24 protein-coding genes and 1 riboswitch are annotated in these 26,998 nt (G+C 62.8%); of the genes, 11 read left to right on the top strand and 13 right to left on the bottom strand.

All coding sequences use genetic code 11. The annotated features are described in order from the left end of the window. Window positions 1-120: 120 nt before the first annotated feature. Window positions 121-591, top strand: a complete 471-nt coding sequence (locus tag NKH54_RS13470) for a hypothetical protein (RefSeq protein WP_023667596.1) — start codon at window positions 121-123, stop codon at window positions 589-591. A gap of 161 nt (window positions 592-752) precedes the next feature. Next, complete coding sequence (locus tag NKH54_RS13465; protein ID WP_352462575.1) at window positions 753-1,916, top strand: GGDEF domain-containing protein; 1,164 nt, start codon at window positions 753-755, stop codon at window positions 1,914-1,916. A gap of 12 nt (window positions 1,917-1,928) precedes the next feature. Here NKH54_RS13465 and gcvP read toward each other — a convergent pair whose 3' ends face one another. The 3 genes from gcvP to gcvT are packed head-to-tail and all read right to left on the bottom strand — an operon-like array spanning window position 1,929 to window position 6,231. After that, a complete protein-coding gene (gene gcvP / locus NKH54_RS13460; protein ID WP_027050367.1) occupies window positions 1,929-4,739 on the bottom strand; it encodes an aminomethyl-transferring glycine dehydrogenase in 2,811 nt (936 codons plus the stop codon). Between the two features lie 17 nt (window positions 4,740-4,756). Further along, window positions 4,757-5,125 carry a glycine cleavage system protein GcvH gene (gcvH, locus tag NKH54_RS13455; RefSeq protein ID WP_023688297.1) on the bottom strand — a complete coding sequence of 123 codons (369 nt, stop codon included), beginning with the start codon at window positions 5,123-5,125 and terminating at the stop codon, window positions 4,757-4,759. 5 nt (window positions 5,126-5,130) lie between these two features. Next, window positions 5,131-6,231: a glycine cleavage system aminomethyltransferase GcvT gene (gene gcvT, locus NKH54_RS13450; protein WP_023695441.1), complete on the bottom strand. Its 1,101-nt coding sequence runs from the start codon at window positions 6,229-6,231 to the stop codon at window positions 5,131-5,133. A 149-nt stretch (window positions 6,232-6,380) separates the two neighbouring features. Continuing rightward, a riboswitch (glycine riboswitch) is annotated at window positions 6,381-6,467 on the bottom strand. Between the two features lie 199 nt (window positions 6,468-6,666). Here gcvT and NKH54_RS13445 point away from each other — a divergent pair. Further along, window positions 6,667-7,668: a hypothetical protein gene (locus tag NKH54_RS13445; protein WP_023735311.1), complete on the top strand. Its 1,002-nt coding sequence runs from the start codon at window positions 6,667-6,669 to the stop codon at window positions 7,666-7,668. 151 nt (window positions 7,669-7,819) lie between these two features. Here NKH54_RS13445 and NKH54_RS13440 read toward each other — a convergent pair whose 3' ends face one another. The 6 genes from NKH54_RS13440 to NKH54_RS13415 form a co-directional block, all read right to left on the bottom strand. Further along, window positions 7,820-8,611, bottom strand: a complete 792-nt coding sequence (locus NKH54_RS13440; RefSeq protein WP_023681588.1) for a molybdopterin-binding protein — start codon at window positions 8,609-8,611, stop codon at window positions 7,820-7,822. A 1-nt stretch (window position 8,612) separates the two neighbouring features. Then, window positions 8,613-9,488, bottom strand: coding sequence for a cytochrome b/b6 domain-containing protein (locus tag NKH54_RS13435; protein ID WP_023825655.1), 876 nt, complete (start codon window positions 9,486-9,488; stop codon window positions 8,613-8,615). Between the two features lie 136 nt (window positions 9,489-9,624). Continuing rightward, complete coding sequence (locus NKH54_RS13430; RefSeq protein ID WP_352670399.1) at window positions 9,625-10,317, bottom strand: DUF1345 domain-containing protein; 693 nt, start codon at window positions 10,315-10,317, stop codon at window positions 9,625-9,627. 21 nt (window positions 10,318-10,338) lie between these two features. Then, window positions 10,339-10,812, bottom strand: coding sequence for a YaiI/YqxD family protein (locus NKH54_RS13425; RefSeq protein WP_023691149.1), 474 nt, complete (start codon window positions 10,810-10,812; stop codon window positions 10,339-10,341). Between the two features lie 64 nt (window positions 10,813-10,876). Beyond that, complete coding sequence (gene gfa / locus NKH54_RS13420) at window positions 10,877-11,446, bottom strand: S-(hydroxymethyl)glutathione synthase (RefSeq protein ID WP_023691150.1); 570 nt, start codon at window positions 11,444-11,446, stop codon at window positions 10,877-10,879. Window positions 11,447-11,513: 67 nt separating this feature from the next. After that, window positions 11,514-12,641, bottom strand: a complete 1,128-nt coding sequence (locus tag NKH54_RS13415; RefSeq protein ID WP_023691151.1) for an S-(hydroxymethyl)glutathione dehydrogenase/class III alcohol dehydrogenase — start codon at window positions 12,639-12,641, stop codon at window positions 11,514-11,516. A gap of 237 nt (window positions 12,642-12,878) precedes the next feature. On the opposite strand from NKH54_RS13415, the gene NKH54_RS13410 reads away from it, so the two are divergent. From NKH54_RS13410 to NKH54_RS13395, 4 genes are all read left to right on the top strand, one after another. Next, complete coding sequence (locus NKH54_RS13410; RefSeq protein ID WP_023691152.1) at window positions 12,879-14,891, top strand: acetyl-CoA carboxylase biotin carboxylase subunit; 2,013 nt, start codon at window positions 12,879-12,881, stop codon at window positions 14,889-14,891. Between the two features lie 259 nt (window positions 14,892-15,150). Then, window positions 15,151-18,678, top strand: coding sequence for a DNA polymerase III subunit alpha (gene dnaE, locus NKH54_RS13405; protein WP_023729858.1), 3,528 nt, complete (start codon window positions 15,151-15,153; stop codon window positions 18,676-18,678). 169 nt (window positions 18,679-18,847) lie between these two features. Next, window positions 18,848-19,246 carry a nuclear transport factor 2 family protein gene (locus tag NKH54_RS13400; RefSeq protein WP_023667583.1) on the top strand — a complete coding sequence of 133 codons (399 nt, stop codon included), beginning with the start codon at window positions 18,848-18,850 and terminating at the stop codon, window positions 19,244-19,246. Window positions 19,247-19,395: 149 nt separating this feature from the next. After that, complete coding sequence (locus NKH54_RS13395) at window positions 19,396-20,199, top strand: potassium channel family protein (protein ID WP_023667582.1); 804 nt, start codon at window positions 19,396-19,398, stop codon at window positions 20,197-20,199. A gap of 7 nt (window positions 20,200-20,206) precedes the next feature. Here NKH54_RS13395 and NKH54_RS13390 read toward each other — a convergent pair whose 3' ends face one another. After that, entirely contained in the window at window positions 20,207-21,088 is an 882-nt protein-coding gene (locus NKH54_RS13390; protein WP_023681579.1) for a DMT family transporter, read from the bottom strand. 183 nt (window positions 21,089-21,271) lie between these two features. On the opposite strand from NKH54_RS13390, the gene NKH54_RS13385 reads away from it, so the two are divergent. Continuing rightward, window positions 21,272-21,778, top strand: a complete 507-nt coding sequence (locus NKH54_RS13385; protein ID WP_353028371.1) for a hypothetical protein — start codon at window positions 21,272-21,274, stop codon at window positions 21,776-21,778. 6 nt (window positions 21,779-21,784) lie between these two features. Here NKH54_RS13385 and NKH54_RS13380 read toward each other — a convergent pair whose 3' ends face one another. After that, on the bottom strand, window positions 21,785-23,113 hold the full coding sequence (locus NKH54_RS13380) for a DNA polymerase IV (RefSeq protein ID WP_023734461.1): 1,329 nt from the start codon (window positions 23,111-23,113) through the stop codon (window positions 21,785-21,787). Between the two features lie 67 nt (window positions 23,114-23,180). Between NKH54_RS13380 and NKH54_RS13375 the strand changes: the two genes are divergently transcribed. Together NKH54_RS13375 and NKH54_RS13370 are read left to right on the top strand one after the other, a co-directional pair. Beyond that, window positions 23,181-23,756 carry a GNAT family N-acetyltransferase gene (locus NKH54_RS13375; RefSeq protein WP_353028370.1) on the top strand — a complete coding sequence of 192 codons (576 nt, stop codon included), beginning with the start codon at window positions 23,181-23,183 and terminating at the stop codon, window positions 23,754-23,756. Between the two features lie 98 nt (window positions 23,757-23,854). Next, window positions 23,855-25,384, top strand: a complete 1,530-nt coding sequence (locus tag NKH54_RS13370; RefSeq protein WP_352913587.1) for a hypothetical protein — start codon at window positions 23,855-23,857, stop codon at window positions 25,382-25,384. Between the two features lie 25 nt (window positions 25,385-25,409). Here the strand turns inward: NKH54_RS13370 and NKH54_RS13365 are convergent, their stop codons facing one another. Further along, the gene (locus NKH54_RS13365) at window positions 25,410-26,063 is read right to left on the bottom strand and encodes a hypothetical protein (protein ID WP_023701190.1); all 654 of its coding nucleotides are present in this window, start codon (window positions 26,061-26,063) and stop codon (window positions 25,410-25,412) included. Beyond that, entirely contained in the window at window positions 26,060-26,359 is a 300-nt protein-coding gene (locus tag NKH54_RS13360; RefSeq protein ID WP_023688310.1) for a DUF3572 domain-containing protein, read from the bottom strand. The genes NKH54_RS13365 and NKH54_RS13360 overlap by 4 nt, the downstream gene beginning before the upstream one ends. A gap of 239 nt (window positions 26,360-26,598) precedes the next feature. Here NKH54_RS13360 and NKH54_RS13355 point away from each other — a divergent pair, with 239 nt between their 5' ends. Then, window positions 26,599-26,970 (top strand): response regulator, encoded by a 372-nt coding sequence (locus tag NKH54_RS13355; RefSeq protein WP_023667574.1) that lies wholly within the window; start codon window positions 26,599-26,601, stop codon window positions 26,968-26,970. Window positions 26,971-26,998: the final 28 nt, after the last annotated feature.

Below are 26,998 nucleotides of genomic sequence, written 5' to 3'. Positions count from 1 at the left end.
AATGGCTTCTGTGCCCGAAACCAAATTTTAGGCGCGTTTCCGCACTGAAGTTTAATCGCCCTGTTGTAGTCTGCTTCCTCAGAGAACGACCCGGTAAATCGGGCGATTGGGGCCAGGGGCATGCGTCACAGAAGTTTCACGGCAATGGCCGCGCTAGCGGCGGTCTTGATGGTCGGCGGCTGCACGACCGACAACGTCGACAAAACCAAGACCACATCGATCCAACCGGTGGCAAAAGACGTCAGCACCTCCGACCTTGCGCAAGGCAAGGCGCAGTTCCGCGAGGCCAATTACGGCCTTGCCGAACAGCATTTCCGCAAGGCCGTGGAACTGAAGGCCGACAGTGCCGAGGGATGGATGGGGCTTGCCGCCTCCTATGACGAACTCGGCCGCTTCGACTTCGCCGACCGCGCCTACGACCAGCTTTTGAAGGTTGCCGGGCGCAAGCCGCAGATTGTCAACAATATGGGCTATTCGCAGCTGCTGCGCGGCAACAAGAAGAAGGCGAGAGCGCTGCTCATGGAAGCAAGGGCCGGCATGGCCGACCCGAGCGTGATCAACGCCAATCTGGCGCTGCTCAACAAGGGCTGAGACTAGGGACACTCGCGTGCCGAGCTTCGCGGGACGGCAGTCGACGCTTTGTAAACCCTGTCGGCAGGTTGCTTTGAAAACCGGCCGAAAACGGTATCTCCGGCCGGTTGCATGCCTATGATGCGCCACAAATCGAAGATCCCAAAGGTTGCCGCTCATCCATGCTGGATTTCAGTTCGCTATTGCTGGCGGCTGCGCTGTCGGGCACATGCCTGAGCGTCACCATGTTTGTGATCTGGTTCACGGCGCCGCGTGCACGCTTCGTGCTGACGGTGGCGTGCGGCATTCTCGTCCTTGTCGCCCACGTCATCGTCTTCTGGCGCTACACGAGGGAGCCCAGTCCGTTGCTTTGTCAGGCAGCGTTGGCGCTGCTCAGCCTCGGTTTCCTGGCGCTTTCACTTTCGGCCATGCAATATCTTGGTGTGCGCAATTACAGCCGCGCTGTCCTGCCGGCCATGCTCGCGATCGCTGTCTGCGCCGGCGTGACCTATCTCGGTTTCGATGGTGTCGGCTTCATCCTCACCTATACGACGGTAACAGTGCTGCTCGCCTCGATCGGGGTGATGTTCTGGATCAAGGGCGGTCAGGATCGCGGCATTCTGCTGGTCGTTTCGGCGCTAAGCGGCGTCTGCGGCGTATCCTTCGGGCTCTGCGGCGCCGTGCTTCTGGTCAAGGGCCAGTGGGTGCTCGGCGTCGCACCCGACAATTGGGCCGAGCGGTTGAATTCGGTCGTGGCGGTCGCCTGCATGACGGCTCTCGGCGCGCTGACGCTGTCGCTGCATCATCTGCAGGCACAGATCGAACTGAAGGCCGAGACCCTGACCGACCCGTTGACCGGTCTGATGAACCGGCGGGCTTTGAACTCGCTCTATCGCGAGCGCGTCTTCGGCCCGTTCATGTCGGTCGCCATGTTCGACCTCGACCACTTCAAGCGAACCAACGATGTCTATGGCCATCCCGTCGGCGATCGGGTGCTCTGCCGTTTCGCCGCAGTCATCAAGAAGTATGACAGGGTTGGCGTCGACGCCTTCCGGCTGGGCGGCGAGGAGTTCGCGTTGGTCATGTCTCGGATGACCGAAGACAAGGCCTACGATTTCGCCAGCAGGATCGGCGTCGCCTTCGGCACGGAAGTGGTGCCGACGCCGCGCGGGCCGTTGCGCAGCAGCGTCAGCGGCGGCATTGGCTTTGGCAAGGAAGACGGCAGCAGCCTGGATGAAGTGCTGGCCGAGGCCGACCGGGCGCTCTACGCGGCCAAGAACGCCGGGCGAAATCGCGTGCTTGTCCTCAACGGCAAAGCCGACGGACCGGCCCTGCGCTCAGCCTGACAGGCCAGAGTGTTATTCGGCGGCGCCGAGATATTCCGACAGCGGCGGGCAGGAGCAGACGAGGTTGCGGTCGCCGGCGACATTGTCGATGCGCGAGACCGGCGGCCAGTATTTGGCCGCTGTATCGACATCGCCGGCGGGGTAGGCCGCTTCCAGCCGCGAATAGGGGTGGGTCCACTGGCCGGCAAGGGTTTCGGCCGCCGTGTGCGGGGCATTGACCAGCGGGTTGTCCTCGAGCGGCCATTCACCCTTCGCCACTTTCGCTGCCTCGCCGGCGATGGCAATCATCGCCTCGCAGAACCGGTCGAGTTCGCGCTTGGGCTCGGATTCGGTCGGCTCGACCATCAGCGTGCCGGCGACAGGGAACGACATGGTCGGCGCGTGAAAACCGTAATCGATCAGCCGCTTGGCGATATCGTCGACGCTGATGCCGGCGCTCTCCTTGAGGACGCGCGTGTCGAGGATGCATTCATGCGCGATGCGATCGTGCCTGCCCTTGTAGAGAAGCGGGAAGTGCGGCGCGAGCCGCGTCGCCACATAATTGGCCGAGATGATCGCCGTCTCCGTCGCCTGCTTCAGGCCGGCGGCGCCCATCATGCGGATGTACATCCAGGTGATCGGCAGGATGGAAGCGCTGCCGAACGGGGCAGCGGACACGGCATGCGCCGAATCTTCGGTGACATGACCCGGCAGATAGGGTTTCAGATGCGCCCTGACGCCGATCGGACCGACGCCCGGACCGCCGCCGCCATGCGGGATGCAGAAGGTCTTGTGCAGGTTCATGTGGCAGACATCGGCGCCGATATCGGCGGGCCGCGCCAGGGCGACCAGCGCGTTAAGGTTGGCGCCGTCGAAATAGACCTGGCCGCCATGTTCGTGGATGAGAGCGCACAGGTGGCGCGCGCCTTCCTCGTAGACGCCGTGCGTCGAGGGATAGGTGAACATCAGGGCTGCGAGATTCTTCGAATGCTCGTTGGCCTTGGCCCGCATATCGTCCATGTCGATATTGCCGTCCTCCAGGCAACGCACGACGACGACGCTCATGCCGGCCATCGCCGCACTCGCCGGATTGGTGCCATGCGCGGACTGGGGGATCAGGCAGATGGTGCGATGGCCTTCGCCACGCGAACGGTGATAGGCGCGGATGGCGAGCAGGCCGGCATATTCGCCTTGGCTGCCGGCATTGGGCTGCAGGCTGACGGCGTCGAAGCCGGTGATCTCCGCCAGCCAGCCTTCCAGCTCGCCGACCATGGCGCGATAGCCGGCCGAATGGCTGGCCGGCGCGAAGGGATGGAGGTTGGCGACAACAGGCCAGCTGACCGGCATCATTTCGGCCGCCGCGTTGAGCTTCATGGTGCAGGAGCCCAACGGGATCATGGTGCGGTCGAGCGCCAAATCCTTGTCGGCTAGCCTGCGCAGCAGGCGCATCATGTCGGTCTCGGAGTGGTTTTCGCGGAAAACCGGCTGGGTCAGAAACTCCTTGCCGCGCGGCTTGCCGGGCATCGCGCCGGCCTCAGTAGCGCCGGACTTGGCGCCGAACAGGGCGGCGATAGCCTCGAGATCCGCCTCGGTCGAGGTTTCGTCGAAGGCGATGCTGATGCGGTCGGCATCGATGACGCGCAGCAGCCGGCCACCTTTTTCAGCGGCAGCGGCGATCGAAGCTGCCTTGCCCTTCACTTCGGCCGTCACCGTGTCGAAACGGCTTGAGCCGAGCACGGAAACACCAGCGGTTTTCAGGCCTGCTGCGAGGCCGTTGGCGAGCTCATGAATTCGGGCTGCGATCGCCTGCAAACCAGTAGGCCCGTGCCAGATCGCGTATGCGGTCGCCATGTTGGCAAGCAGCGCCTGCGCGGTGCAGATGTTGGAGGTCGCCTTGTCGCGGCGGATATGCTGTTCGCGCGTCTGCAGGGCGAGGCGATAGCCGGGACGGCCCTTGCTGTCGATCGACTGGCCGACGAGGCGGCCGGGCATCAGCCGGGTCAGCTTGTCGGAGACGGCGCAATAGGCGGCGTGCGGGCCGCCAAAGCCCATCGGCACGCCAAAGCGCTGCATCGGGCCGACGGCGATGTCGGCGCCAAGCCTGGCCGGCGCTTCGGTCAGCGTGAGCGCAAGCGGATCGGCGATGAAGACGACCACGGCGCCGGTGGCGCGAGCCTTCTCGATCGCCGCCTTGTGGTCGCCATAAACGCCAAACGTGTCCGGCCAGGAGACCAGCAGGGCGGCGGTGTTGTCGTCGATGGTCTCGCCATCGATCTCGATGCCGAGCGGCTCGGCGCGGGTGCGCACGACGTCCAGCGTCTGCGGATGCGGCGTGCCGGCCAGCGCCACCTTGGTGCGCTTGTCGCGGTGATGGCGCAGCGCGATGCCGACCGCTTCGGCCACCGCCGTCGCTTCGTCGAGCAGGGAGGCCGAAGCCACCGGCAGGCCGGTCAATTCGGTGACCAAGGTCTGGAAGTTGAACAGCATTTCCAGGCGGCCCTGGCTGATCTCGGCCTGGTAGGGCGTATAGGCGGTGTACCAGGCCGGGTTCTCGAACAGGTTGCGCTGGATGACCGGCGGCACATGGACGCCGTGATAGCCGGCGCCGATGAAGCTCTTCAGCACCCTGTTTTTTGCCATGGTCGCAGCCAATTCGGCCAGCGCTTCGGCTTCGCTCGCCGGCGCGGGAAGGGCTAGCGGCAGATCGAGGCGGATCGACTGCGGCACGGCCTGGCTGATCAGCGTCTCGACGGAGGGAACGCCGATCACGGCAAGCATGGCTCTGACGTCGTTTACATCAGGACCGATGTGGCGGGCCGAGAAGGGGGTAAGTGCTGCGCTCATGGCAATAGGTCCTGATGTCAACCGATATGGGCTTTGTAGGCGGCCTCATCCATGAGGCCTGCGAGTTGGCCTTCGTCGGCGAGCTTCATCTTCCACAGCCAGCCGTCGCCGGTCGCAGCGGAGTTGACCAGCGACGGGTCCGAGGACAGCGCGCCGTTGGCGTCGGTGATCTCGCCATCAACCGGCGCATAAACATCGGATGCCGCCTTGACGGATTCGACGACCACGGCGGTGTCGCCCTTGCTGAGTTTGGTGCCGATTTGAGGCAGTTCGACGAAGACGAGATCGCCAAGCTGTTCCTGCGCATAGTCGGTTATCCCGACGGTGGCGATGCCTCCCTCGACGCTCAGCCATTCGTGATCTTGTGTGAAATAGGTTTTTGCCATCGGAATTATCCTTTGCGGTAGCGATGAGGAGTGAAGGGCAAGGAACTGATATCGACCGGGATTTTCGTCCCGCGAACGTCGGCGAACAGTTTCGTGCCCGGCTTGGCCAAGGCCGTTGACACATAGCCCATGGCGACGGGATGGCCGGCCGACGGGCCGAAGCCGCCTGATGTCACGTAGCCGGCCGGATCGCCGTCGGCATCGAACAAAGCAGCGCCGGCGCGCACCGGCTGGCGGCCGTCCGGCTTCAGGCCGACGCGCTTTTGCGACGGCCCGCGCTCCAGGATGGACCGCAGCGCATCGGCGCCGATGAAGGACCCGCCGGCGCGGAGATCTTTGGGGATCGCCCACATCAGGCCGGCACTCGCCGGATCGATCTCCGGCGTGATGTCCTGGCCGTGCAGGCACAGGCCGGCCTCCAACCGCAGCGAGTCGCGGGCAGCAAGGCCGATCCACAACACACGCTCGTCCTCGAGCAGTTTCGCGGCCAGAGCGCGCGCATCCGCCTCCGGCAGGCCGATCTCGAAGCCGTCCTCGCCGGTGTAGCCGGAGCGGCTCATGAACCAGTTTTGCTTCGGCTCGATGCCATGCATGAACAAGAGCGAGCCGGTCTCGATGCCGGCGCGGGACAAGGCAGCCCAGGCTTCCGGCCCCTGGATCGCCAGGAAGACGCGGTCGAGCGCATCGACTTTGACGTCGAAGTCCGCGGCCAGCGCACGCAAATGCTTCTCGTCCTCGACCGCATTCCCGGCGTTGGCGACCACCATGAAGCGCTCGGCGCCGAGCCGGGTGACGATCAGATCGTCGATGATCCCGGCGGCCTCGTTGAGGAAGAAACTATATTTGGACTGTGAAATCTCAAGCGCGCCGGCATCGAGCGGACTGGCGCGGTTGAGCAGTGCCGCAGCGCCCCGTCCGCTGATCTCGAACAGCTTCATATGCGAAATGTCGAACAGGCCGGCATGTTCGCGGGTGTGAAGGTGCTCCTTCATCACGCCGGCCGGATAGGTCAGCGGCATCGACCAGCCCGCAAAGGCGCCAAAGCGTGCGCCGGCGGCGGTGTGCAGATCTTCGAGAGGAAGGTGTTTGGTGTCGTCGCCCGTCATGTCATCTCCAGAGTCGCACGCAATCGGCCGCTGCTGGCGACCAGTCCGTGCCCCTCTGTCTGAAGCCTGAGAGACTCGCGCAACCGGAACTCTGTCGGCGACGCTTACACCTTCGGCGCGGGGGCAAGCCCCGACTTTCCAGAGTGTCTTTCCCGTCTACGGTTCTTTTGCCTGAGAGATTTCGGGCGATTTCCCCTTCGGCGGCAGCTCGCGCTGCTCTCTCCCGCAAACAGGTAGGACTCAAAACTTAAGCCCTCGACGCGCCATCCATAGCTTGTCGGCGACACCTTGTCACCTGCCAGCGACACGTAAAGCGCGTCGTCTTTACAGTCTTCGCTAACCACGCCGTTTGCCGGTTTTTCAAGACAATGGCGATATTCTGGGCTGACGGTTTGGCCGGCAATTGCGTTGGGCACGGCGGATGGGGATTGACAGATGGGCGAACGGATCGGGAGCGCGCCGGTGGCGGGGCTGGCCTCGAAGGACCGCATCACGGCGGAAGATGTCGTCATGCTGCGTCGCGAAGTGTTCGCTGACGGCGTGGTGACGCGCGGCGAGGCTGAAGCACTGTTCGCGCTCGATGCGACAGCGACGGACAAATGCCCGCAATGGCCTGAATTCTTCGTCGAGGCCGTTACCGACTACATCGTCCACCAGGAAAAGCCGGCAGGCTATATCTCTGAAGACAATGCCGGTTGGCTGATCCAGACCATCTCGCGCGACGGAATGGTCGACAGTGTGACCGAACTGGAGCTCCTGGTGCATGTGCTGGAAAGGGCGAAATCATCGCCCGGCCGGCTCTCCGCCTACGCGCTCGAGCAGGTCGCCAACGCGGTGGTCGACGGCAAGGGACCACTGATGCTCGGCGGCGCGCTGGTTCCCGGGCTGGTCGCCAAGGCAGAGGTCGATCTGTTGCGCCGCATTCTCCACGCCTATGGCGGCGACGGTAACATTGCCATCACACGGGTTGAGGCCGAGGTGCTGTTCCAGATCAACGAGCAGACCGCAGCGGCCCACAACGACCCGTCCTGGAACGACCTGTTCGTCAAGGCGCTCGCCAATTTCGTCATGTGTTCGGCCGGCTACGAAGCGCCGACGCGCGATGTGGCGCTGCGTCGTGACAGTTTCTTGGACCAGGCCGAGCCCGAAATTGGTGGCTTCTTCAGCCGCATGGTGTCGGGCGGACTGGCCGGCATCATGGAAGCCTATCGTTCGCCCGGCGATATCGAGGCCGAATGGGAGTCGAAGAACCGTGCCGCCGAGGCACTCGCGCGCCGCGCCGAGACGATCGACGCCAGCGAGGCGAAATGGCTGGCCGATCGCATCGGCACCGACCGCCCGCTGCGTGACAATGAACGCGCGCTGCTGACGCTGATCAAACTCGCCTCGCCGGAGATACATCCGGCGCTCAAGCCACTGCTCGACAAGGTTGCTTAAGCCGCGCCGTTTTCTGCGACCGTTTTGCAGAGGACGATATTGGAGTGTCTTCAGGCCAATCGCCAAGTTCGGCCACGCGCTCGAAACCGGCTTCCTCAGGCAAGCTCGGTTCGGTCGGAGTCAGATCGTGCTCGGTCAGAATGCGAGGCCATCAAATCCCGCCATACCAGTCATAGCCATTGTCTTCCCAATAGCCGCCGCGGCCGCCGCCAATATTGGCAAAACTGTCGACGAGCTCGATCTTGTAGAGATACTTCGGCATCTTGTAGCCGAGCTGTCGTTCGACGCGCACGCGCAGCGGCGCGCCGTTTTCGACCGGCAGCGGCTTGCCGTTGAGGCCGTAGGCCAGGATCGTCTGCGGGTGGCGGGCATCGATCAGGTCGATGGTGCCGTAATATTTGATTTCCCCGGAGAGGCTGCGATCGATCGTATCGAGGCAGTGGAACATGACATAGCGGGCCTGCGGCTTGACCACAGCCTGGTCGAGCACCAGCGACAGCGGGGTGCCGGTCCATTTGGCGATGCAGCTCCAGCCTTCGACACAGTCGTGGCGGGTGATCTGCGTGCGGCTCGGCATGTTCTCCAACTGCTCGCGGCTGAGCGACAGCGGCTTTTCGACCAGGCCCGTTACCTCCAGCCGCCAGTCGGCGAAATTGTTGGCGAGCAGGCCCTTGTAGGTGTCATCGTCGGGCGCGGTGACGCCGTTCGGCCGCTGCGGCTGGCGGATGTCGGCCTCGGTGAATTCCGGCGCCAGAGCATCGCGGCCGGCAAGCCAGCGTTGCGCGCGGTAGGTCAGGCCATTGGCGTTTTCGAGGAAACTGCGCAGGCCATCGCCCATGCCGAGCTGGCTGTCGAAGGCATCGCAGCCCGACAACATGATGCCGGAAACGCCGAGGCCGGCACCCGTCAGGAACTTTCGGCGGCTGATCTGGAATTTGGCCATCTCACGCACTCCTCTCGGTGTCGCCATGCGTTGGCGGATCCGTGCGGTACCAGCCGGTGATGATCGAGCGCAGTTCGTTGATCGGGCCGGCAGCGAGGATCATCATCATATGGACGATGAAAAAGCCGACCAGCAGCACCATCACCGTGAAATGGATGGTGCGCGCCGTCTGCCTTCCGCCGAGCACTTCGTTTAACCAGGGCAGCACCGAGTTCATGCTCGGTGACATGGCAAGGCCGGTGATGATCATGAGTGGCAACAGCACGAACAGCACGCCGCCATAGGCTATTTTCTGCAGCGTGTTGTATTCGCGTGTGTGGTGGAACCTGAGCTTGGCGTGCTCGATGATGTCCTGCGGCAGCCGCTTGAGATCGTCAAGGCGCGGCGCCAGATCGCGGCGCAGATGGCCGTTGACCAGGCTGGCGACCAGCCAGACGACCAGGGTGGTGGTCAGTATCCAGGCGAAGAAGAAATGCACGACGCGGGCGGTGCCGAGATCGTAATAGGACGGGATCGTCGCCCAGGAGGGGAAGGCGCGCGAGGTTTGCTGACCGGCCGGGCCCGACCAGCCGAGCACGCCGGTGGTGTCGAAGCGATGGCCGAAGATTTCGGTATAGCCGCGCGGGCCGGTGGCGGTGTTTTCGGCGCCGATGGCAAAGACGGTGTTGTTGTACTCGAAGCCGGATTGCTTGCCGATGTAGAGCTGCGGCCGGGCATTGAAGATCTGCAGGCCGGACAAAAGCATGAAGAACAGCGAGATCGCCCACAGCCAGTGCGTCAGGCGGGTCCAGCGCGATTGCCGGTAGATCAGCGTCGCATCCTTCGTTGAGGCGGCATCGACGCCTGCGCCGGGCTGACTCACGGTAATGGTTTCCATCTTTTCCTCGCCTCCGGCTGCGCGATCCTGGGATGGCCGCGCTCGTCCTTGTCCTCCCAATACGTCGCTATCGAAAGCGATGTTTCATGCGGTCACGTTTTTATTACGGGCACGGGTTTATCGCGGGCACGGATACTCAATTGCCGAGGCTCACCGCGAGATTGACGACGGCGGCGACGATGACGGCGTTGAAGAAGAACGACAGGATCGAATGGACAAGCACCACGCGGCGCATATGCGAGGTCGTGATCGCGGTGTCGGCGGTCTGCGCGGTCATGCCGATCACCGTCGCGAAATAGAGAAAGTCCCAACCGTCCGGCCGTTTGCTGCCGGGAAAATCGAGGCCGCCGACCGGTATCTTCTTCTTGGTTTCGGCATCGATCGCGTCGCCGTCCATCCAGTAGACATGCGCATAGTGGAGGGCGGCCATGGCATGGATGGTGAACCAGCCAAGCGGGATCGACAGCATGGCGAAGCCGAGTTCGATGGGGTCGCGATCCTTGTGATTGATCAAAAGGAACAGCAGGACAATGGCCATGGCGACGATGCCGAGCGTGATGGCAAAGATGCCCAGCACTGGGAGGTCCAGTTCGCGCGCGTTCTTGCTGAGATAGCGGCCGGACAGCAGCGGCATCTTGGCGATGACGAGCGCGATGAAGACGACGAAGAAGGAATCGGCGGCAATCGAGATCGAATAGGCAAGCCGCGTGGAGACGGGGAGCGCTCCAATCAAAGGCAATACCGCGGCAAATACGACCAGACCGACGGCTAGCGACACAAAGAACTGCTTGTGCCGCTGCAAGGGGTTATTCGGCGATGTGTCGGCCATAGCCCGACCTCGGATGATGCTTCACGTCTGGTCGGGTGTGACGGATTTCAGAGCCCGCCGCAAGATACGGTCGAGCTCACCCAGGAAACGCGAGCGATCCTGTGGCGCAAAGCTGGCATTGTAGCCCTTGCTCTCGCCGGTTTCGCGCAGATGCTGCTTCAAATCGCGCATTGCAACCGCCATGCCGATGGTCTCCGGCGTGAACGGCCGGCCGGTTGGCCCAAGCACATGCGCGCCGAGCCCCACGGTGCGAGCGGCAAGCGGGATGTCGGCGGTGATCACGATGTCGTTGGGTTTTGCGTTCTCGACGATCCAATCGTCAGCGGCATCGGCGCTTTTAGAGACGACGACGTTGCGAATCATCGGATCGCGCGACGGACGCAGCCCGCCATTGGAGACGTAGGTGACGACCACGCCATGGCGCTCGGCGACCTTCTCGACCTCGGCTTTCACCGGGCAGGCGTCGGCGTCGACGTAGATGGCGGGTGCGGGCATTATCTCTCCAAAACGGACATGGGGCCGGCATGTTACCCGGCCCCATGCCAGAAATCTCGTACCGTCAGGCCGGCAGCGCGCCCGACTTCTTCGCCGTCCAGGTGGCTATGTAATCCATCAGGCCGGGGTTGAGACAGTCATAGGGTTCGAGGCCGATCGATTTCAACTGGCCGCGAATGCCGTCCATGCGCTTGGGGTCGACACCGGATTCGATGATCGACGAGACGAAAGCGGTGAAGCCCGGCGGTGACCAGCCGTCTTCCTCGAAGCGCTCGGGATGGATGAAGGACAGACCCTTGAACGGATGATCGCGCTCGACCGGGCCGTGCATGTGGACGCCGCAACCGGTGCAGGCATGGCGCTGGATCAATGCTGCCGGATCGACCACCTTCAGCTTGTCGCCATTCTCGGTGACGGTGACGTCGCCAGTGCCGGCGACCGCCACGACCGAGAACACCGCGCCGTCCGGTTTCCAGCATTTGGTGCAGCCGCAGGCATGGTTGTGGGCGATCTGGCCCTTGACCGTCACCTTCACCGGCTTGCTGGTGCAGGCACAGACCAGCGTGCCGCCGGCAAAGCTTGCGCTTTCCTTCGGCAGGCCATTGTCGATTTTCGGATGCAGTTTCTCAGGCATTATCTTCCTCCCTTGTTGAACCCATGCAACTACAGTCGCTGGCCCTTCGGTCGGCGGCTTCTTCTCCTCAATAAACGACGACGCTCCTGATCGACTTGCCCTCATGCATGAGGTCGAAGCCCTTGTTGATGTCTTCCAGCTTCAGCAAATGGGTGATCATCGGGTCGATCTGGATCTTGCCGTCCATGTACCAGTCGACGATTTTTGGCACGTCAGTGCGGCCGCGTGCGCCGCCAAAGGCGGTGCCCATCCAGGTGCGGCCGGTGACCAGCTGGAATGGCCTGGTCGAAATCTCCTGGCCGGCGCCCGCAACGCCGATGACGACCGACTTGCCCCAGCCGCGATGCGAGGCTTCCAGCGCCTGGCGCATTACCTTGGTGTTGCCGGTGCAGTCGAACGTGTAGTCGGCGCCGCCGATCTGGTCGGCACCGCGCTTGGTCATGTTGACGAGGTGGGGGACGATGTCGCCGTCGATCTCCTTCGGATTGACGAAATGCGTCATGCCGAACCTCTCGCCCCATGCCTTCTTGTCGTTGTTGAGATCAACGCCGATGATCATGTCGGCGCCGGCCAGCTTCAGGCCCTGGATGACATTCAAGCCGATGCCGCCTAGGCCGAAGACCACGGCGGTCGCGCCTTGCTCGACCTTGGCGGTGTTGATGACAGCGCCAATGCCGGTGGTGACGCCGCAGCCGATGTAGCAGATCTTGTCGAAGGGGGCCTCGGGGTTGACCTTGGCCACCGCGATCTCGGGCAGCACGGTGAAGTTGGAGAAGGTCGAGCAGCCCATATAGTGAAAAATCTTGTCCTTGCCGATTGAGAAGCGCGACGAGCCGTCCGGCATCAGGCCCTGGCCCTGCGTGGCGCGGATGGCGGTGCACAAATTGGTCTTGCGCGACAGGCAGGACGGGCACTGCCGGCATTCCGGCGTGTAGAGCGGGATGATGTGGTCGCCCTTCCTGACGCTAGTGACGCCCTTGCCGACATCGACGACGATTCCGGCGCCTTCATGGCCGAGGATTGCCGGAAACAGACCTTCGGGATCGGCGCCCGACAAAGTGAACTCGTCGGTGTGGCAGATGCCGGTCGCCTTGATCTCGACCAGCACCTCGCCTTCGCGCGGTCCGTCGAGGTCGACCTCCATGATTTCCAGCGGCTTTCCGGCGGCGACAGCGACAGCGGCGCGGGTTTTCATCAGGCAATTCCTCCCAAGGCGATTGGTCTTCAGGCTTTCAGGGTTTTTATACTGTTTCAACCCGATTTGGCGACCAAATATGGCGCAAATCTTGGCTCAGTCGTCGGCGAGCCCAACCTTCGCCCCTCGGCACGGGCCTGGCGGGCAGGGAGTGTCTTGATGGGTGCGCTGCCGGCGGTGCTTGAGCCCGGCTGCCGAAGCCCATAAGAAGGACGAAAGACCGAGGAAACGCCTTCGATGTTCACGAAAATCCTGATCGCCAATCGCGGCGAGATTGCTTGCCGCGTCATCAAGACGGCGCGCAGGATGGGGATTGCCACCGTAGCGGTCTATTCCGACGCCGATCGCGACGCCGTGCACGTCGAAATGGCCGACGAAGCCGTGCATATCGGGCCATCGCCGGCCGCGCAAAGCTATCTTCTGCCTGAAAAGATCATCGCTGCCTGCAAGGAGACGGGCGCGCAGGCCGTGCATCCCGGCTACGGTTTTCTGTCGGAGCGGGCCGCCTTCTGCGAAGCGCTTGAGGCTGAGGGCATGGTCTTCATCGGTCCAAAAGCCAAGGCGATCAAGGCGATGGGCGACAAGATCGAATCGAAGAAGTTCGCCAATGCCGCAGAAGTGTCGACGGTACCGGGCTGGCTTGGTGTCATCGAAAATGCCGACCATGCCGAAAAGATCGCCGGCGAGATCGGCTATCCCGTGATGATCAAGGCCTCGGCCGGCGGCGGCGGTAAAGGCATGCGCATTGCCTGGAGCCAGTCGGAAGTGCGCGACGGCTTCGACCGGGCGCGCTCGGAGGCGAAAAGCTCGTTCGGCGACGACCGCGTCTTCATCGAAAAGTTCGTCGTCGATCCGCGTCATATCGAAATCCAGGTGCTGGCCGACGCGCATGGCACCGCCCTCTATCTCGGCGAGCGCGAATGCTCGATCCAGCGCCGGAACCAGAAGGTTGCGGAAGAGGCGCCGTCGCCATTCCTCGATGCCAGGACGCGCAAGGCCATGGGCGAGCAGGCCGTGGCGCTGGCCAAGGCGGTCGACTACCAGAGCGCCGGCACCGTCGAGTTCATCGTCGATGCTGAAAAGAACTTCTATTTCCTTGAAATGAATACACGATTGCAGGTCGAGCATCCGGTGACGGAGCTTGTTACCGGCATCGACCTAGTCGAGCAGATGATCCGTGTCGCCGCCGGCGAGAAGCTGGCGATCGAGCAGAGCGACGTCAAGCTGAACGGCTGGGCGGTGGAAAGCCGGCTCTATGCCGAGGATCCCTATCGCAATTTCCTGCCCTCGATCGGCCGTTTGACGCGCTACCGGCCGCCGGAGGAGGGCACGTTCGGCGATATCGTCATCCGGAACGACACCGGCGTCACCGAAGGTTCCGAGATTTCGATGTTCTATGACCCGATGGTGGCAAAACTCTGCACATGGGCGCCGACACGGCTGGCGGCAATCGACGCCATGTCGGAAGCGCTGGACAGTTTCGTCGTCGACGGCATCGAGCACAACATTCCATTCCTGGCGGCGCTGATGCAGCATCCGCGCTGGCGCGAGGGGCGGATATCGACGGGCTTCATCGCCGAGGAATATCCTGACGGCTTCGCGCCGATCGTGCCCAATGGCGATGAAAAGGCAGTGCTGGCGGCGATCGCCACCGCGGTCGAGCTTCTGCGCCGCGACCGGCTCGACCGGCTGGGCGGGCGGCTGGCGCCGCATTCGGGCGCACTCAAGCGCGATTGGGTGGTGAAGCTCGGCGACGACTATCTCCAGGCTTCGATCATCGAGGGCATGATCTCCATTCCGATGGAAATCGATCTGTCGGTCGATGGCGGCAAAGCGCTGACCGTGGCGTCCGACTGGCGGCCGGGCGACCTCATCTGGCGCGGCACTGTCGGTGCCCGCAAGGTCACGGCGCAGATCAGGCCGGCGCCGAACGGCCTGCGCATTGCCTGGAAAGGCATGTCGGTGACGGCGCGCGCCATGCTGCCGCGCACGGCGGAGCTGGAAAGGCTGATGCCGGAGAAGGTGGCGCCGGACACGTCCAAGATGCTGCTTTGCCCGATGCCGGGCCTGGTCGTGTCGATCGCGGTTGCCGAGGGGCAGGAGGTCAAGGCCGGCGAGACGCTGGCCGTGGTCGAGGCGATGAAGATGGAAAACGTGCTGCGCGCCGACCGCGATCTTGTCGTGTCGAAGCTCAACGCCAAGCCGGGTGACAGCCTGGCTGTCGATGCGGTGATCATGGAGTTCGCCTAGAGATTGTTTGGAAATTCTACTCCGGCGGCCATCTGAAGGTGGTTCTGCGCTTCCCGTGCTCACGGACCAATGGCCGCTGCGCTCCGGTTCTCGAAACCACCATCATATGACTCGCCAGTGCGAATTTCGAACAATCTCTGAGCCGTGCGGCTGGGTACGGAAGCCTGTGGTCGGTGGTCATTTGTGCTGGACTGGCATCGCCCGGTCCGGGACAATACATCTCCATCGACTCAAAGCCCTTCGAGCAATTTGAAACATCATGGCGGATGACAAACTTCCACGCGATCCCCTGAGGCGCGAAGCAGCGCTCGCTGCTGCGCGCCCGGAGGCGCCGGCGCGGCCGTTCATCCATCTGCGCGTGCATTCGGCGTATTCGCTGCTCGAGGGCGCCTTGCAGGTCGCCGCCGTTGTCGGTCATGCAGTCAAGGACGAGTGCCCGGCAATCGCAGTCACCGACACAAACAATCTGTTCGGCGCGCTGGAATTTGCCCAGAAGGCGGTGAAGGAAGGCATCCAGCCGATTATCGGTTGCCAGATCGATCTCGCCTTTTCCGGCGAGACCAGCGACGCGCAGCGCGACCGCCGCCGCCATGGTCCGGAGATGCACGCCGTGGTGCTGCTCGCCGCCACCGAGGCCGGCTACAGCAACCTCGTCAGGCTGGTCAGCCAGGTCTATCTGGAGACGCCGCCGGGCGAGCCCGTGCATCTGACGTCAGCAATGCTGGAAGGCCATAGCGATGGCCTGATCTGCCTCAGCGGCGGGCCGCGCGGCCCGATCGGCCGGGCGCTGAAGGAGGATCGCCGAGATCTTGCCGAGACGCGGCTTCTGGCACTCAAGGCGCTGTTCGGCGACCGGCTCTATGTCGAGCTGGACCGTGTTTCCGGTTATGACCGCGCTATCGAGAAATCATCGGTCGACCTTGCCTATATCCATGATCTGCCGCTGGTCGCCACGAATGAGGCGTTCTTCGCCGCCCGCGACGACTATGACGCGCATGATGCTCTGATCGCCATTGCCGAGGGTTCGGTGGTTGCCGCCGACAACCGTCGCCGGCTGACTTCGGACAATTTCCTGCGCAGCCAGGCGGATATGGCGCGGCTGTTCGCCGACCTGCCGGAAGCGATCGACAACACCGTCGAGATCGCGCTGCGCTGTTCCTATTATCCCAAGACCCGCAATCCGATCCTGCCACGCTTTACCGGCGGCGATGTCGCCGACAATGAGGTGGCGCTGAAAGCGGAGGCCGATGAGCTACGCCGGCAGGCGCATGAGGGGCTCGAGGCGCGGCTGGCTGCGCATGGGCCCACTTCCGGCTACACGGTCGAACAATACCGCGAGCGGCTCGATTTCGAACTCTCCATCATCGAGAAGATGAAGTTTCCCGGCTATTTCCTGATCGTCGCCGACTTCATCAAATGGGCCAAGGCGCAAGGCATTCCGGTCGGGCCGGGCCGTGGTTCGGGCGCCGGATCGCTGGTCGCTTATTCCACGACCATCACCGACATCGATCCGCTGCGCTTCTCGCTGCTGTTCGAGCGCTTCCTCAACCCCGACCGCGTGTCGATGCCCGACTTCGACATCGACTTCTGCCAGGACCGGCGCGAAGAGGTCATCCGCTACGTCCAGCAGAAATATGGCCGCGACCAGGTTGGGCAGATCATCACCTTCGGTACGCTGCAGGCGCGCGCGGTGCTGCGCGACGTCGGCCGCGTGCTGCAAATGCCTTACGGCCAAGTCGACAAGCTCTCCAAAATGGTGCCGCAGAACCCCGCCAATCCGGTCAAGCTGGCGGATGCCATCGCCAACGAGCCGCGCTTTGCCGAGGAGGCCGAGAAGGAGCCAATCGTGCAGACGCTGCTCGATATGGCGCAAAAGCTGGAAGGGCTCTACCGCCACGCTTCGACGCACGCCGCTGGCATCGTCATCGGCGACCGGCCCTTGTCGGAACTGGTGCCGATGTACCGCGATCCGCGCTCCGACATGCCGGTCACCCAGTTCAACATGAAATATGTCGAACAGGCCGGGCTGGTGAAGTTCGACTTCCTCGGCCTGAAGACGCTGACCGTGCTGGAGACGGCAGTGAAGCTGATCCGCCGGCGCGGCATCGAGATCGACCTGGCGACGATCCCGCTCGACGACCCTGAAACCTACGCCATGCTGTCGCGCGGCGAAGTGGTCGGTGTGTTCCAGGTGGAAAGTGCCGGTATGCGCAAGGCGCTGATCGGCATGCGGCCCGACTGTATCGAGGACATCATCGCGCTGGTGGCGCTCTACCGCCCCGGCCCGATGGAGAACATCCCGACCTACAACGCCAGAAAGCATGGCGAAGAGGAGATGGCCTCGATCCATCCCAAAATCGACCATCTGGTGAAGGAGACGCAAGGCGTCATCGTCTACCAGGAACAGGTGATGCAGATCGCGCAGGAGCTGTCGGGGTATTCGCTCGGCGAAGCCGACCTGCTGCGCCGCGCCATGGGCAAGAAGATCCGCGCCGAAATGGACAAGCAGCGCGAGCGCTTCGTCACTGGTGCGGTCGAACGCGGCGTCGGCAAGCCGCAGGCCGACTTCATCTTCGACCTTCTGGCCAAGTTCGCCGACTACGGCTTCAACAAATCGCACGCGGCCGCCTACGCCGTCGTGTCCTACCAGACCGCCTATCTCAAGGCGCATTACCCCGTCGAGTTCCTGGCGGCGTCGATGACGCTCGACATGGGCAATACCGACAAACTCGCCGATTTCCGCCAGGATGCGCTGCGTCTCGGCATCGAGGTGGTGGCGCCGTCGGTGATGACCAGCTTCCGCAATTTCGAGGTCGGCGAGAACCGCATTTACTATTCGCTGGCGGCCCTCAAGGGCGTCGGCGACGCTGCGGTCGAGCACATCGTCGCCATGCGCGGCGAAAAGCCGTTCAAGAATCTCGCCGATTTCTGTGAAAGGGTCGATCCCAAGATCGTCGGCAAGCGCGTCTTCGAAAGCCTGATCATGGCCGGCGCGCTCGACTGCTTCGGCCACGACCGCGCCCAGATGATGGCCGGCGTCGAACGGATGATGGGGCTGGCTTCGCTGGCGCAGCAGAATGCCATTTCGGGCCAGCACGACATTTTCGGCGCGTCGCTCGGCGCGCAGCAGCAGGCGCTCAATTTGCCGCAGACCGATCCGTGGCTTGCCGCCGACCGGCTGCACCGTGAATTCCAGGTCGTCGGCTTCTATCTTTCGGCGCATCCGCTCGACGAGTACAAGGCGGCCCTGCAGAAGATGCGCGTGCAGAACTGGGGCGAGTTCTCGGCTGCGGTCAAACGCGGTGCCGCCGCGGGCCGGCTCGCCGGCACCGTCACCACCAAGCAGGAGCGCAAGACCCGAACCGGCAACAAGATGGGCGTCATCGCCTTTTCCGACACATCTGGCCAATATGAAGCCGTGCTGTTTTCGGAAGGGTTGGCGCAGTATCGCGATCTGCTCGAGCCCGGACGTTCGGTGGTGATCACCGTTTCGGCTGAGGATAGGCCCGAAGGGGTCAATCTGCGCATCCAGACGGTGCAGTCGCTGGAGGATGAGGCCAGCCGTATCCAGAAGGCGCTGCGCATCTTCGTTCGAAATGACGGGCCTGCGTCGGCGATTCAATCGCAGCTTACCCAGCGTGGGGAAAGTCAGGTAAGCATTATCGTCATCAAAGAAGAGGCGCAGGGCGAGATCGAGATCGAATTGCCCAACCGCTACCGCATCTCGCCGCAGATCGCGTCGGCCATGCGCGCGGTGCCGGGTGTGGTCGAAGTCGAGCTCGTCTAGGCTGCGCTGATATACACGGCAATCGCATCGACGTCGGCCAGTGCATGACGGCATAAAGATGCTCTGGGCCTGACATTGCAGCCGATAGGGCCAGCGTGCGGGGCGTGGTTGACCTGACCTTCCTTTGAACCACATGCGTTGAGCAGAAACTTCAAAGGAACGCACAATCATGCCCAGCCGCGAACGCGTCGAAGCCTTCCTCAAGGAGGTGGTCGAAGGCAGCCACGTCAAAGCGATCGCCGACTTCTACCATGACGATGCCACCATGCAGGAAAATCTCGGCGTCCCGCGGCGCGGCAAGGAAACACTGATGGCGCATGAGCAGGCAGCACTCGATCGGATCGAGAAGATGCACACCCATCCTGTCCAGACATTCCTGGTCGATGGCGACAATGTCGCCATCCGCTGGACCTTCGACCGTGTCGACAAGGCCGGCACCGTGCGCCGGCTGGAAGAGGTGGCCCTGCAGCGCTGGCGTGGTGACCGGATTGCGGAGGAGCGGTTCGTCTACGACACCGCCTCGGCCTGGCGCCTCGTCGGGCCGGACGGCAAGGTGGTGGAGGGGTGACGATCACCGGGTCAGATCATGATGAGATTTGGTTGAAATCTCATCATGATCTAACCCTTTGTTGGAGCATGATCTTTTCCAAAAACCGGCACCCACTTTTTGGGATCATGCTCTAGACGGCCCCGGCTGGGACAGTTACGCACTTGGTGATGAAAGCAGCCGAGAAGGACGGATTGCAGCAAAGCTCAGCGATGGCGCGGCTGCGTGACCGGCTGCGCAAGCTCTATCACGGACGCACGCCGGCGGCGTTCCGGTTTCAGCTGGTGGCGGTCATCATCGACCTCGCCATCATCGCCTTCTTCGTTGCCACGCCGGTGCTCCAGGACAAGCCGTCATTCCTGTGGCTCGACTATACCGTCGCCGCATTGGTCGCCGCCGACCTGATTGCCCGGCTGTTAGCCTCCAACGACATGCTGCGGCTGATGAAACAGCCGACATCCTGGGTCGATGTCTTCATCCTTCTGACGCTGCTGATGCCGACGGCGCTGGCAAATCTGGCGTTCCTGCGCATCCTGCGGCTGTGGTCGCTGTCGCGCAGCGGCTCGCTGTGGCGGCATTTCGAGATGCGCGGGCTAAGGCCATGGCGCGAGGCGAGCCAGGCGGTCATCAACCTTTTGACGTTTCTCTTCGTCATCACCGGTTTCGTCTACACCTTCTTCTTCCGCTCCGGCGCCGGCCTCGAAAACTATGTCGATGCGCTTTATTTCACCGTTGCCACGGTGACGACGACCGGTTTCGGCGACATCGTGCTGCCGGGAATTGCCGGCAAGCTGACCGCAATCGTCACCATGATCATCGGCATCTCGCTGTTCGTCAGGCTGGCGACAGCGATCTTCCGACCCGCCAAGGTGTTCTTTCCCTGTCCGCAGTGCGGACTGCAACGGCATGAGCCGGACGCCGTGCACTGCAAGGCCTGCGGGCATCTTCTCAACATACCGGATGAGGGGAATTGACCGACCGCTACGAGGCCGCGACCTCGGCCGGCTTTGGCGCCTTGCGCTGCAGGTTGAGCAGGTTGCCCATCAGGATCAGCAGGGCGCCGCCGGCTGTAAAGATGTCGATCTGTTCGCTGTAGAGCAGCCAGCCGATCAGCGCCGACAGTGGCACGCGCAGGAAATCCATCGGTGAAATCACCGTAGCGTCGGCATAGGTGAGGGCACGCGCCATGCAGAAATGCGACGACATGCCGGTGAAGGCAATCAGCAGGATCCATGGCCAGAGTTCGAGCGGTGGGTTGCGCCATTCATAAAGCGCCGGGATCAGGCCGACCACTGACTGGATGATCAGCATCCAGAAGATGATGCGCACGACGCTGTCCGTGCGGGTCAGCGACTTGACCAACACCACCGATACGCCAAAGCACACGGCCGCGCCGAGAACGACGAGGTGACCCGGATCCATGGAGCCGACGCCGGGGCGAACGATGACCACCACGCCGATCAGGCCAAGCACGACCGCCGCAATTTTCGGGCGGGAGAGCCTTTCGCCAAGAAACGCCACCGCCAGGATCGCGGTCCAGATCGGCGTGGTGAATTCGACCGATATGAGGACCGCAAGCGGGATCAGCGTCAGCGCATAGAGCCATGCGGCCTGGCCCGTATAGTGGATGACATTGCGAGCGATATGGGCCAACGGGCGCTGCGTGCGCATTGCAGCGAATCCGCCGCTCATCATCACCAGCGGCAACAGGATGAAGAAGCCGATCACCGAGCGCAGTTCCAGCACCTGGAAGACGTTGAGCTCGGCGGTGGTTGCGCGGCCGGCGACTGACATCGCCAGAAACGAGGCGATCGACAGCGCCATCCAGAACGCGGCTTTGGGGATCGATGGGGAAGGTGCCATAGGCGCTATGTCGCAAGCCGGGACTTCTATCGCAACCGTTAGGCGACGCATTCGACTGGGCCAGACCCGTTGCAAAACAGCCATGCTGGAAGTGGAACCTGACGCAACGGCAGGCGTTGGTTCCCGGTATTGGCCAATTGCTGGACGCATCGTTTCTTCATCATCAACGGGGGAGAGATTCCGATGAAATCATTCGCGCGGTTTCTGCTAGCCGGCTGCCTGCTAACTGCAAGCGCCACGGCCGATGCCGACGAGGCGAATTTTCTCAGCTCCTTGCAAGGGAATTTCTCCGGCAAGGGGACAGTCAAGGTCACCACCGACGCACCGACGGTGAATGTGTCCTGCACCTTCAATTCCGACGCGACCTCGAGTTCATTGTCGCTTGACGGCAATTGCCGTGGTCTTGTCGTGGTGACGCGCGCCATCAGCGCCAATCTGAAGGCCCGCGGGGCGAAGTATACTGGCGTCTATGTCGGGTCGCGCACCGGGCCGGCACAGCTCGCCGGCAGCCGTTCCGGGAACGCGATCAGTCGCGGCATTCGCTGGGCGGCGGAGGTCAATGGCGATCGCAAGGCGCGGTTGACGGTGGAGAAAACCAGCGGCGACGGAATGCGGTTGACCGTTACCGACGTCGATCCGAAAACCGGCAAGAACGTGGTGACGAGCCGCATCGATCTCAAGCGTATCTAAGCCGTCTCACTCCTCGATCGGCTCCGGCGGGTTGGCGTTGCGGCCTTTACCGAAGGTGTAGCCGGTTTCCACCGCCTTCTTGCCGAACTTGTCGCGCAGCGTATCGATGGCGCTTTCGGCCATGGCGCGCTTGCGCGAGCCGACGTCGACGAGATCGGGCGGATCGGCCTTCTCGTCATCCGAGAGATCGCTGACACCGATGCCAAGCAGCCGGTACTTTGTCCCGTCCGCCTCCTTGCGCAACAGCTCGAGCCCGGTCTGGAAAATGCGGTCGGCCAGCCGGGTCGGATCGCCGAGCTGGCGGTTGCGGGTACGCAGCTTGAAATCCTGCGTCTTCAGCTTCAGCACCACGGTGCGCCCGGCAATGCCTGACTTCTTCAGCCGCGCCGAGACCTTTTCCGACAATCCCCTCAGCACTGGAACCAGTTCGCCCATTTCAGCTATGTCGGTGTCGAAAGTGGTTTCGGCCGACACACTTTTCGCATCCTGGTCGGGATCGACACGGCGGTCGTCCTGGCCGCGCGAGAGATGGTAGAGCCGCGTGCCCATCACGCCATAGCGGCGCATAAGATCGGCGCGCTCCATGCGCTGCAACTGGGCGATGCTGCGGATGCCGTCGCGTTCGAGCGTTGCGGCAAAAGCCTTGCCGACGCCCCAGATCAGCGTCACCGGCTGTTCGGCCAGGAAACCCAGCGCCTCGGCTTCGCCGATCACCGAAAAGCCGCGCGGCTTGCGGAAATCGGAGGCAACCTTGGCCAGGAACTTGCAGTAGGAAAGGCCGGCCGAAACGGTGATGCCGATTTCCTTTTCGACGGTCTGCGCAAAGCGCGCCAGCACCACCGCCGGCGGCATGCCGTGCAGGCGCTCGGTGCCGGCAAGGTCGAGAAACGCCTCATCGATGGAGAGCGGTTCGACCAGCGGCGTGAGCGCCTGCATCAAGGCGCGGACATCGCGGCCGACGCGGACGTATTTCTCCATATTGGGCGGGATGACGACCGCTTCCGGACAGGCTTCGAGCGCCTTGAACATCGGCATTGCCGAGCGCACCCCCTTGATGCGGGCGATGTAGCAGGCGGTGGAGACGACACCGCGCTTGCCGCCGCCGATGATCAGCGGCTTGTCCTTCAGCGCCGGATTGTCGCGCTTTTCGATCGCCGCATAGAAGGCGTCGCAATCGATATGCGCCAGATGCAGCTGGTAGAGCTCGGGATGGCGGGTGAGTCGAGGGCTGCCGCAACGCTCACAGCGCCTGGTATCGCTGCGCTGAAAGGTCAGGCAGTCGCGGCAAAAACCGTGCTCGGGATTGTTGACAGGGGCCGCCATCGCTGCGAACATAAAGAGAACAGATGCAATGGTACGTCAGGACGGAAGCCGCCACAAGCGGTTAGCCGGGAGAGAACTCATGAGCACCACCATAGCGCCGCTGGCGTCTGGCCTGTGGGCGGCTTTCGAGGATCTTTTCGGCAAGCAGGGCGCCTGTTACGGCTGCTGGTGCACGCATTTCCGGATGGCGCCGGCGGTCCGACGGGCCAGCGACAAGCAGCGCAACAAGGATCATATCAAGGCGCGTATCGAGGCCGGGCCGCCGCCGGGGCTTTTGGCCTTCGAGGACGGCCAGGCGGTCGGCTGGATGCAGATCGGTCCACGCGCCGACGTGCCCGAATGGAACAATCGGGGCCGGGGCTCGGCGCCGGTCGATCCAACCGACGCCGTAGATCCCGGCGTCTGGGCCATCTCCTGCTTCTTCATCCGCGCCAGCGCGCGCGGCCGGGGCGTCAGCCACCGCCTGGTCGAGGGCGGCATCGCTTTTGCCCGCCAGAACAAGGCGCGGCTGGTCGAGGCGTGTCCGATCGACGTGTCGCGCGATTCGCGTTCGATCGGGCTGTTCGTCGGCTCGTCGCGTGTGTTTGAAAAGGCCGGCTTCGAGCGGCTTGTCGAACGCAAGGCCGGACGGCCGCTGATGCGGCTGGTGTTGTAGGCGGCAGCAATCCATAGGTCTTGTCTTGCGGCTGTGATGGTATTTTCCTACCAGTGGTAGAAGCGGTTTTGACGACTGCAATAAAGTGGAGGATCGATATGAAGCGCGTTTTGCCATTCGCTTTGCTTCTAGCCTGCAGTGCGCCGGCGCTTGGGCAGACGGTCGACAGCGAGGGCGCCAAGCAGCTTACCGACAATCTGGCGCGCTATTTCAGCAAGAAGCCGTTCGAGATCGGATTTCTGAAGGTCTCGGTCGAAGGCGACGCCTACAAGCTCGCATTCGATTTCAAGCCCGTCGTGGAACTCTTGGCAAAACAGGATGGCCTGAAGCTCGATCTCACCCCTTATACGCTGTTGACCAAACCACGCAGCGATGGCGCGTGGGATGTCTCAGGCAATCTGGCGCCGGAAGGGTCGATGGAGTTCAACGGCCCTCAGGGGCCGCAAAGCATGAAGATGTCTATCAAGGGCGGGAAGTTCGTTGGTGTCTACGATCCCGAGTTGGCGGCTTTCAGCAGCGCCACGTCGTCACTTGAAGGCATGAATATGACGTCGCAGGACGCCAGGCAGCGCACGGAGATGAGTTCTGGTGCTGGAACCGCCACAATGAGCGCTACCGAGGGCGCAAATGGCGGTGTCGATTTTAGCATGGTTCAGACGATTGCCGATTTTGCAGAGGTCATCACGATCGACAACCCCAACAGCGGGCAGAAAATCCCGCTGACGGTCAAGTCGCCCGAATTTTCGGTCGACGCGAAAGGCAAGGGGCTGCGCACGAAGCCTATTCTGGACCTGTTGGCTTTCGCCGTGGCCAATGAGGACGAGGCGAAACTGAAAGCCAATCAGGCGGAGCTCAAGTCGCATCTTCTGACCGCGCTGCCGATATGGGAGCGGATTGATGGGGCTTACAGTCTCAAGGATTTCAGCGTCGGCAGCCCGATCGGCAGTTTCGGCGCAGCAACACTCGGCATCGCCTTCGGCATGGACGGTGTCTCGCGCAACGGGACGATCAGCTACGGGATCAAAGCGTCTGGGCTCTCGATACCGCAAAATCTTGTTCCAGCCTGGAGCGTCGCGCTGTTGCCCACCGACATCGACCTCAATTTCGGTGGGGCCAACATCGATCTCGACACAATGGCCAAGAAGGCTATCGAGGCCTTCGATCTCAACAACAACCCGCCGCTTTCGGCGGATTTCGGCGACGGCCTGAAGAAAGATTTTCTGGCGAACGGCCCCAAGATCCTCATCGGCCACAGCACGGTCAAGGGCGGCGGTGCCGAAATCGGGCTGGAGGGCGATATGACGTTTCCCGATGGCGAGAAGCCCGATGCCAACGTGACAATCGACGTGACCGGCTACGACAAGATCGTGGCAAGCCTGCAGGAGGCGGCGAAGACCGACCCGCAGGCCTCACAGGCTTTTACCGGCGCCTTGGCCATCAAGGGATTTGCCAAGACGCTGCCGGATGGTCGTATCGAATGGGTGATCAACGCCAGGCACGATGGGTCGGTGACGGTCAACGGCGCCATGCTGAAGGGGCCGGATCCGGTCGTGGAAGACAACACCGATCAGGATGCGATCCCTGGCGAGGGCAACAATGGCGGAGCAGGGGCGAAGCTGCAGCCTTGATCGCCAAGCTTGGAGGCGCTTGGGCTTAAAGCCCGAGCGCGCTCGCGATCTTCGGCGCGGCCTCGTGCCAGTCCTCGACGGAGATGATGTCGTCCGGCACCGGCGGCAGGAAGGCGCGCAGCGAATTGTCGGCCATCAGGTGGAAGAGATGGGCGTCGGCAACCGAGTTGCGTGCCGAGATGAGGTTGGCGGGCTGGTCGTCGACAAAGGCTACCGGCCGGCCGTTCTTGCCGCGCAGTTTCGCCACCGCCGGTCCCTTGGCCATTTCGGTGGTCAACAGCGGATAGGGCAGACCGAGCGCATCGAGATGGGCGCGGCGGGCGGCGCGATGCCGGTGCGGCATGGCGGTCAAAAGGACGATCTCGGCGCGGTCGCCAAGGCTGGCAAGCGCTTGTTCGGCACCATCGGTGACGCTCTGCCAGTCGGCCTGCGTATCGAAGAAATCTCCGAGAAGTGCCGTCACCTCCGGCTGTTCGATCAGCCGGCCGCTCGCCGTTTCGGCAATGTTGCCGGTGAGACGGAAGGAGGCCAGGGTCAGGCCGAAGCCGCGCGATTTCAGGAAATGCGGAAACGGCCGGATGAATTCGAGCACGACATCGTCGACATCGAGGATCAGCAGAGGCCGGTCGTCGGCTGCAAGTTCGGCGATCTGGCGTGCCGTCTCGGGATCGTCGCTCATATCGAATGCTCATGGTCGTCGCCGCCAAGAGGCAGCGCGCGCAACGCCTTGCCGACTGAGGCCGGCGGAGTGTCGGTTTCCTCGGCAAAGCGCAGCAAGGTCGGCTCGTGGGCGAGGATGAACTGCAGCACGCCGGCAAGGAATCCCGGTTCGGCCGCGGCGCGGCGGATGGCGGACGCCTCGATGCCGGTGATGGCCAGGAAGCGCGGCAGGAGTTCGGGGTCGGCGGCGACGAAGCCCAGTGCCTTCACGGCAATGGTTTCCGCTTCCTCGCGCATTGACGCTGCGTTTGCCATCACTACTTTCTCGTTGCGGAAATGAGTCTCTTTTCCGCAGTAATCGCAAGCGTCGCCTGCGGCAAGCCACAGCCCCGATCCAATGTGGTTTTCGAGGTGGAATCCGAATGGCTTTTGCCGCTTCGGGTTTGCATTTCGTCAATCATATTGCCTTAAGAGTGAGCGAGGGTTTGGTGTGCTTCGACAAAGGCGCATAGCGGCAGGGCTTCGGGCAGAAGCCTGGCCGGGACGGGAAATCGATGCCTAAGAAGGTCATGATTGTCGAGGACAACGAGCTCAATATGAAGCTCTTTCGCGACCTCATCGAAGCCAGCGGTTATGAAACGGTGCGCACGCGCAACGGGCTCGAGGCGCTCGATCTGGCGCGCCAGCACAGGCCCGACCTGATCCTGATGGACATCCAGCTGCCCGAAGTGTCGGGGCTGGAAGTGACGAAATGGCTGAAGGAGGACGACGACCTCCATTCCATTCCGGTCATCGCCGTCACCGCCTTCGCCATGAAGGGCGACGAGGAACGCATTCGCCAGGGCGGTTGCGAGGCCTACATCTCCAAGCCGATCTCGGTGCCGCGTTTCATCGAGACCATCAAATCCTATCTCGGTGATGCCTGATGCCTGATGCCTTCAGCCGGAGCCTTGT

The organism is Mesorhizobium sp. M1004 (assembly GCF_040318795.1).
Classification (GTDB): domain Bacteria; phylum Pseudomonadota; class Alphaproteobacteria; order Rhizobiales; family Rhizobiaceae; genus Mesorhizobium.
The sequence above is the reverse complement of the archived record's forward strand: the minus strand, read 5'-3'. Positions and strand labels throughout refer to the sequence as shown.

Coding starts and splice junctions, on each gene's coding strand:
- NKH54_RS13355 (WP_023667574.1), top strand. CDS start 26,599: ATGCCTAAGAAGGTCATGATTGTCGAGGACAACGAGCTCAATATGAAG.
- gcvT (WP_023695441.1), bottom strand. CDS start 6,231: ATGACGGGCGACGACACCAAACACCTTCCTCTCGAAGATCTGCACACC.
- NKH54_RS13435 (WP_023825655.1), bottom strand. CDS start 9,488: ATGGAAACCATTACCGTGAGTCAGCCCGGCGCAGGCGTCGATGCCGCC.
- NKH54_RS13395 (WP_023667582.1), top strand. CDS start 19,396: ATGAAAGCAGCCGAGAAGGACGGATTGCAGCAAAGCTCAGCGATGGCG.
- NKH54_RS13465 (WP_352462575.1), top strand. CDS start 753: ATGCTGGATTTCAGTTCGCTATTGCTGGCGGCTGCGCTGTCGGGCACA.
- gfa (WP_023691150.1), bottom strand. CDS start 11,446: ATGCCTGAGAAACTGCATCCGAAAATCGACAATGGCCTGCCGAAGGAA.
- NKH54_RS13400 (WP_023667583.1), top strand. CDS start 18,848: ATGCCCAGCCGCGAACGCGTCGAAGCCTTCCTCAAGGAGGTGGTCGAA.
- NKH54_RS13415 (WP_023691151.1), bottom strand. CDS start 12,641: ATGAAAACCCGCGCCGCTGTCGCTGTCGCCGCCGGAAAGCCGCTGGAA.
- NKH54_RS13430 (WP_352670399.1), bottom strand. CDS start 10,317: ATGGCCGACACATCGCCGAATAACCCCTTGCAGCGGCACAAGCAGTTC.
- NKH54_RS13470 (WP_023667596.1), top strand. CDS start 121: ATGCGTCACAGAAGTTTCACGGCAATGGCCGCGCTAGCGGCGGTCTTG.
- gcvP (WP_027050367.1), bottom strand. CDS start 4,739: ATGAGCGCAGCACTTACCCCCTTCTCGGCCCGCCACATCGGTCCTGAT.
- dnaE (WP_023729858.1), top strand. CDS start 15,151: ATGGCGGATGACAAACTTCCACGCGATCCCCTGAGGCGCGAAGCAGCG.
- NKH54_RS13365 (WP_023701190.1), bottom strand. CDS start 26,063: ATGAGCGACGATCCCGAGACGGCACGCCAGATCGCCGAACTTGCAGCC.
- NKH54_RS13425 (WP_023691149.1), bottom strand. CDS start 10,812: ATGCCCGCACCCGCCATCTACGTCGACGCCGACGCCTGCCCGGTGAAA.
- NKH54_RS13445 (WP_023735311.1), top strand. CDS start 6,667: ATGGGCGAACGGATCGGGAGCGCGCCGGTGGCGGGGCTGGCCTCGAAG.
- NKH54_RS13370 (WP_352913587.1), top strand. CDS start 23,855: ATGAAGCGCGTTTTGCCATTCGCTTTGCTTCTAGCCTGCAGTGCGCCG.
- NKH54_RS13385 (WP_353028371.1), top strand. CDS start 21,272: ATGAAATCATTCGCGCGGTTTCTGCTAGCCGGCTGCCTGCTAACTGCA.
- NKH54_RS13390 (WP_023681579.1), bottom strand. CDS start 21,088: ATGGCACCTTCCCCATCGATCCCCAAAGCCGCGTTCTGGATGGCGCTG.
- NKH54_RS13410 (WP_023691152.1), top strand. CDS start 12,879: ATGTTCACGAAAATCCTGATCGCCAATCGCGGCGAGATTGCTTGCCGC.
- NKH54_RS13360 (WP_023688310.1), bottom strand. CDS start 26,359: ATGGCAAACGCAGCGTCAATGCGCGAGGAAGCGGAAACCATTGCCGTG.
- NKH54_RS13375 (WP_353028370.1), top strand. CDS start 23,181: ATGAGCACCACCATAGCGCCGCTGGCGTCTGGCCTGTGGGCGGCTTTC.
- gcvH (WP_023688297.1), bottom strand. CDS start 5,125: ATGGCAAAAACCTATTTCACACAAGATCACGAATGGCTGAGCGTCGAG.
- NKH54_RS13380 (WP_023734461.1), bottom strand. CDS start 23,113: ATGTTCGCAGCGATGGCGGCCCCTGTCAACAATCCCGAGCACGGTTTT.
- NKH54_RS13440 (WP_023681588.1), bottom strand. CDS start 8,611: ATGGCCAAATTCCAGATCAGCCGCCGAAAGTTCCTGACGGGTGCCGGC.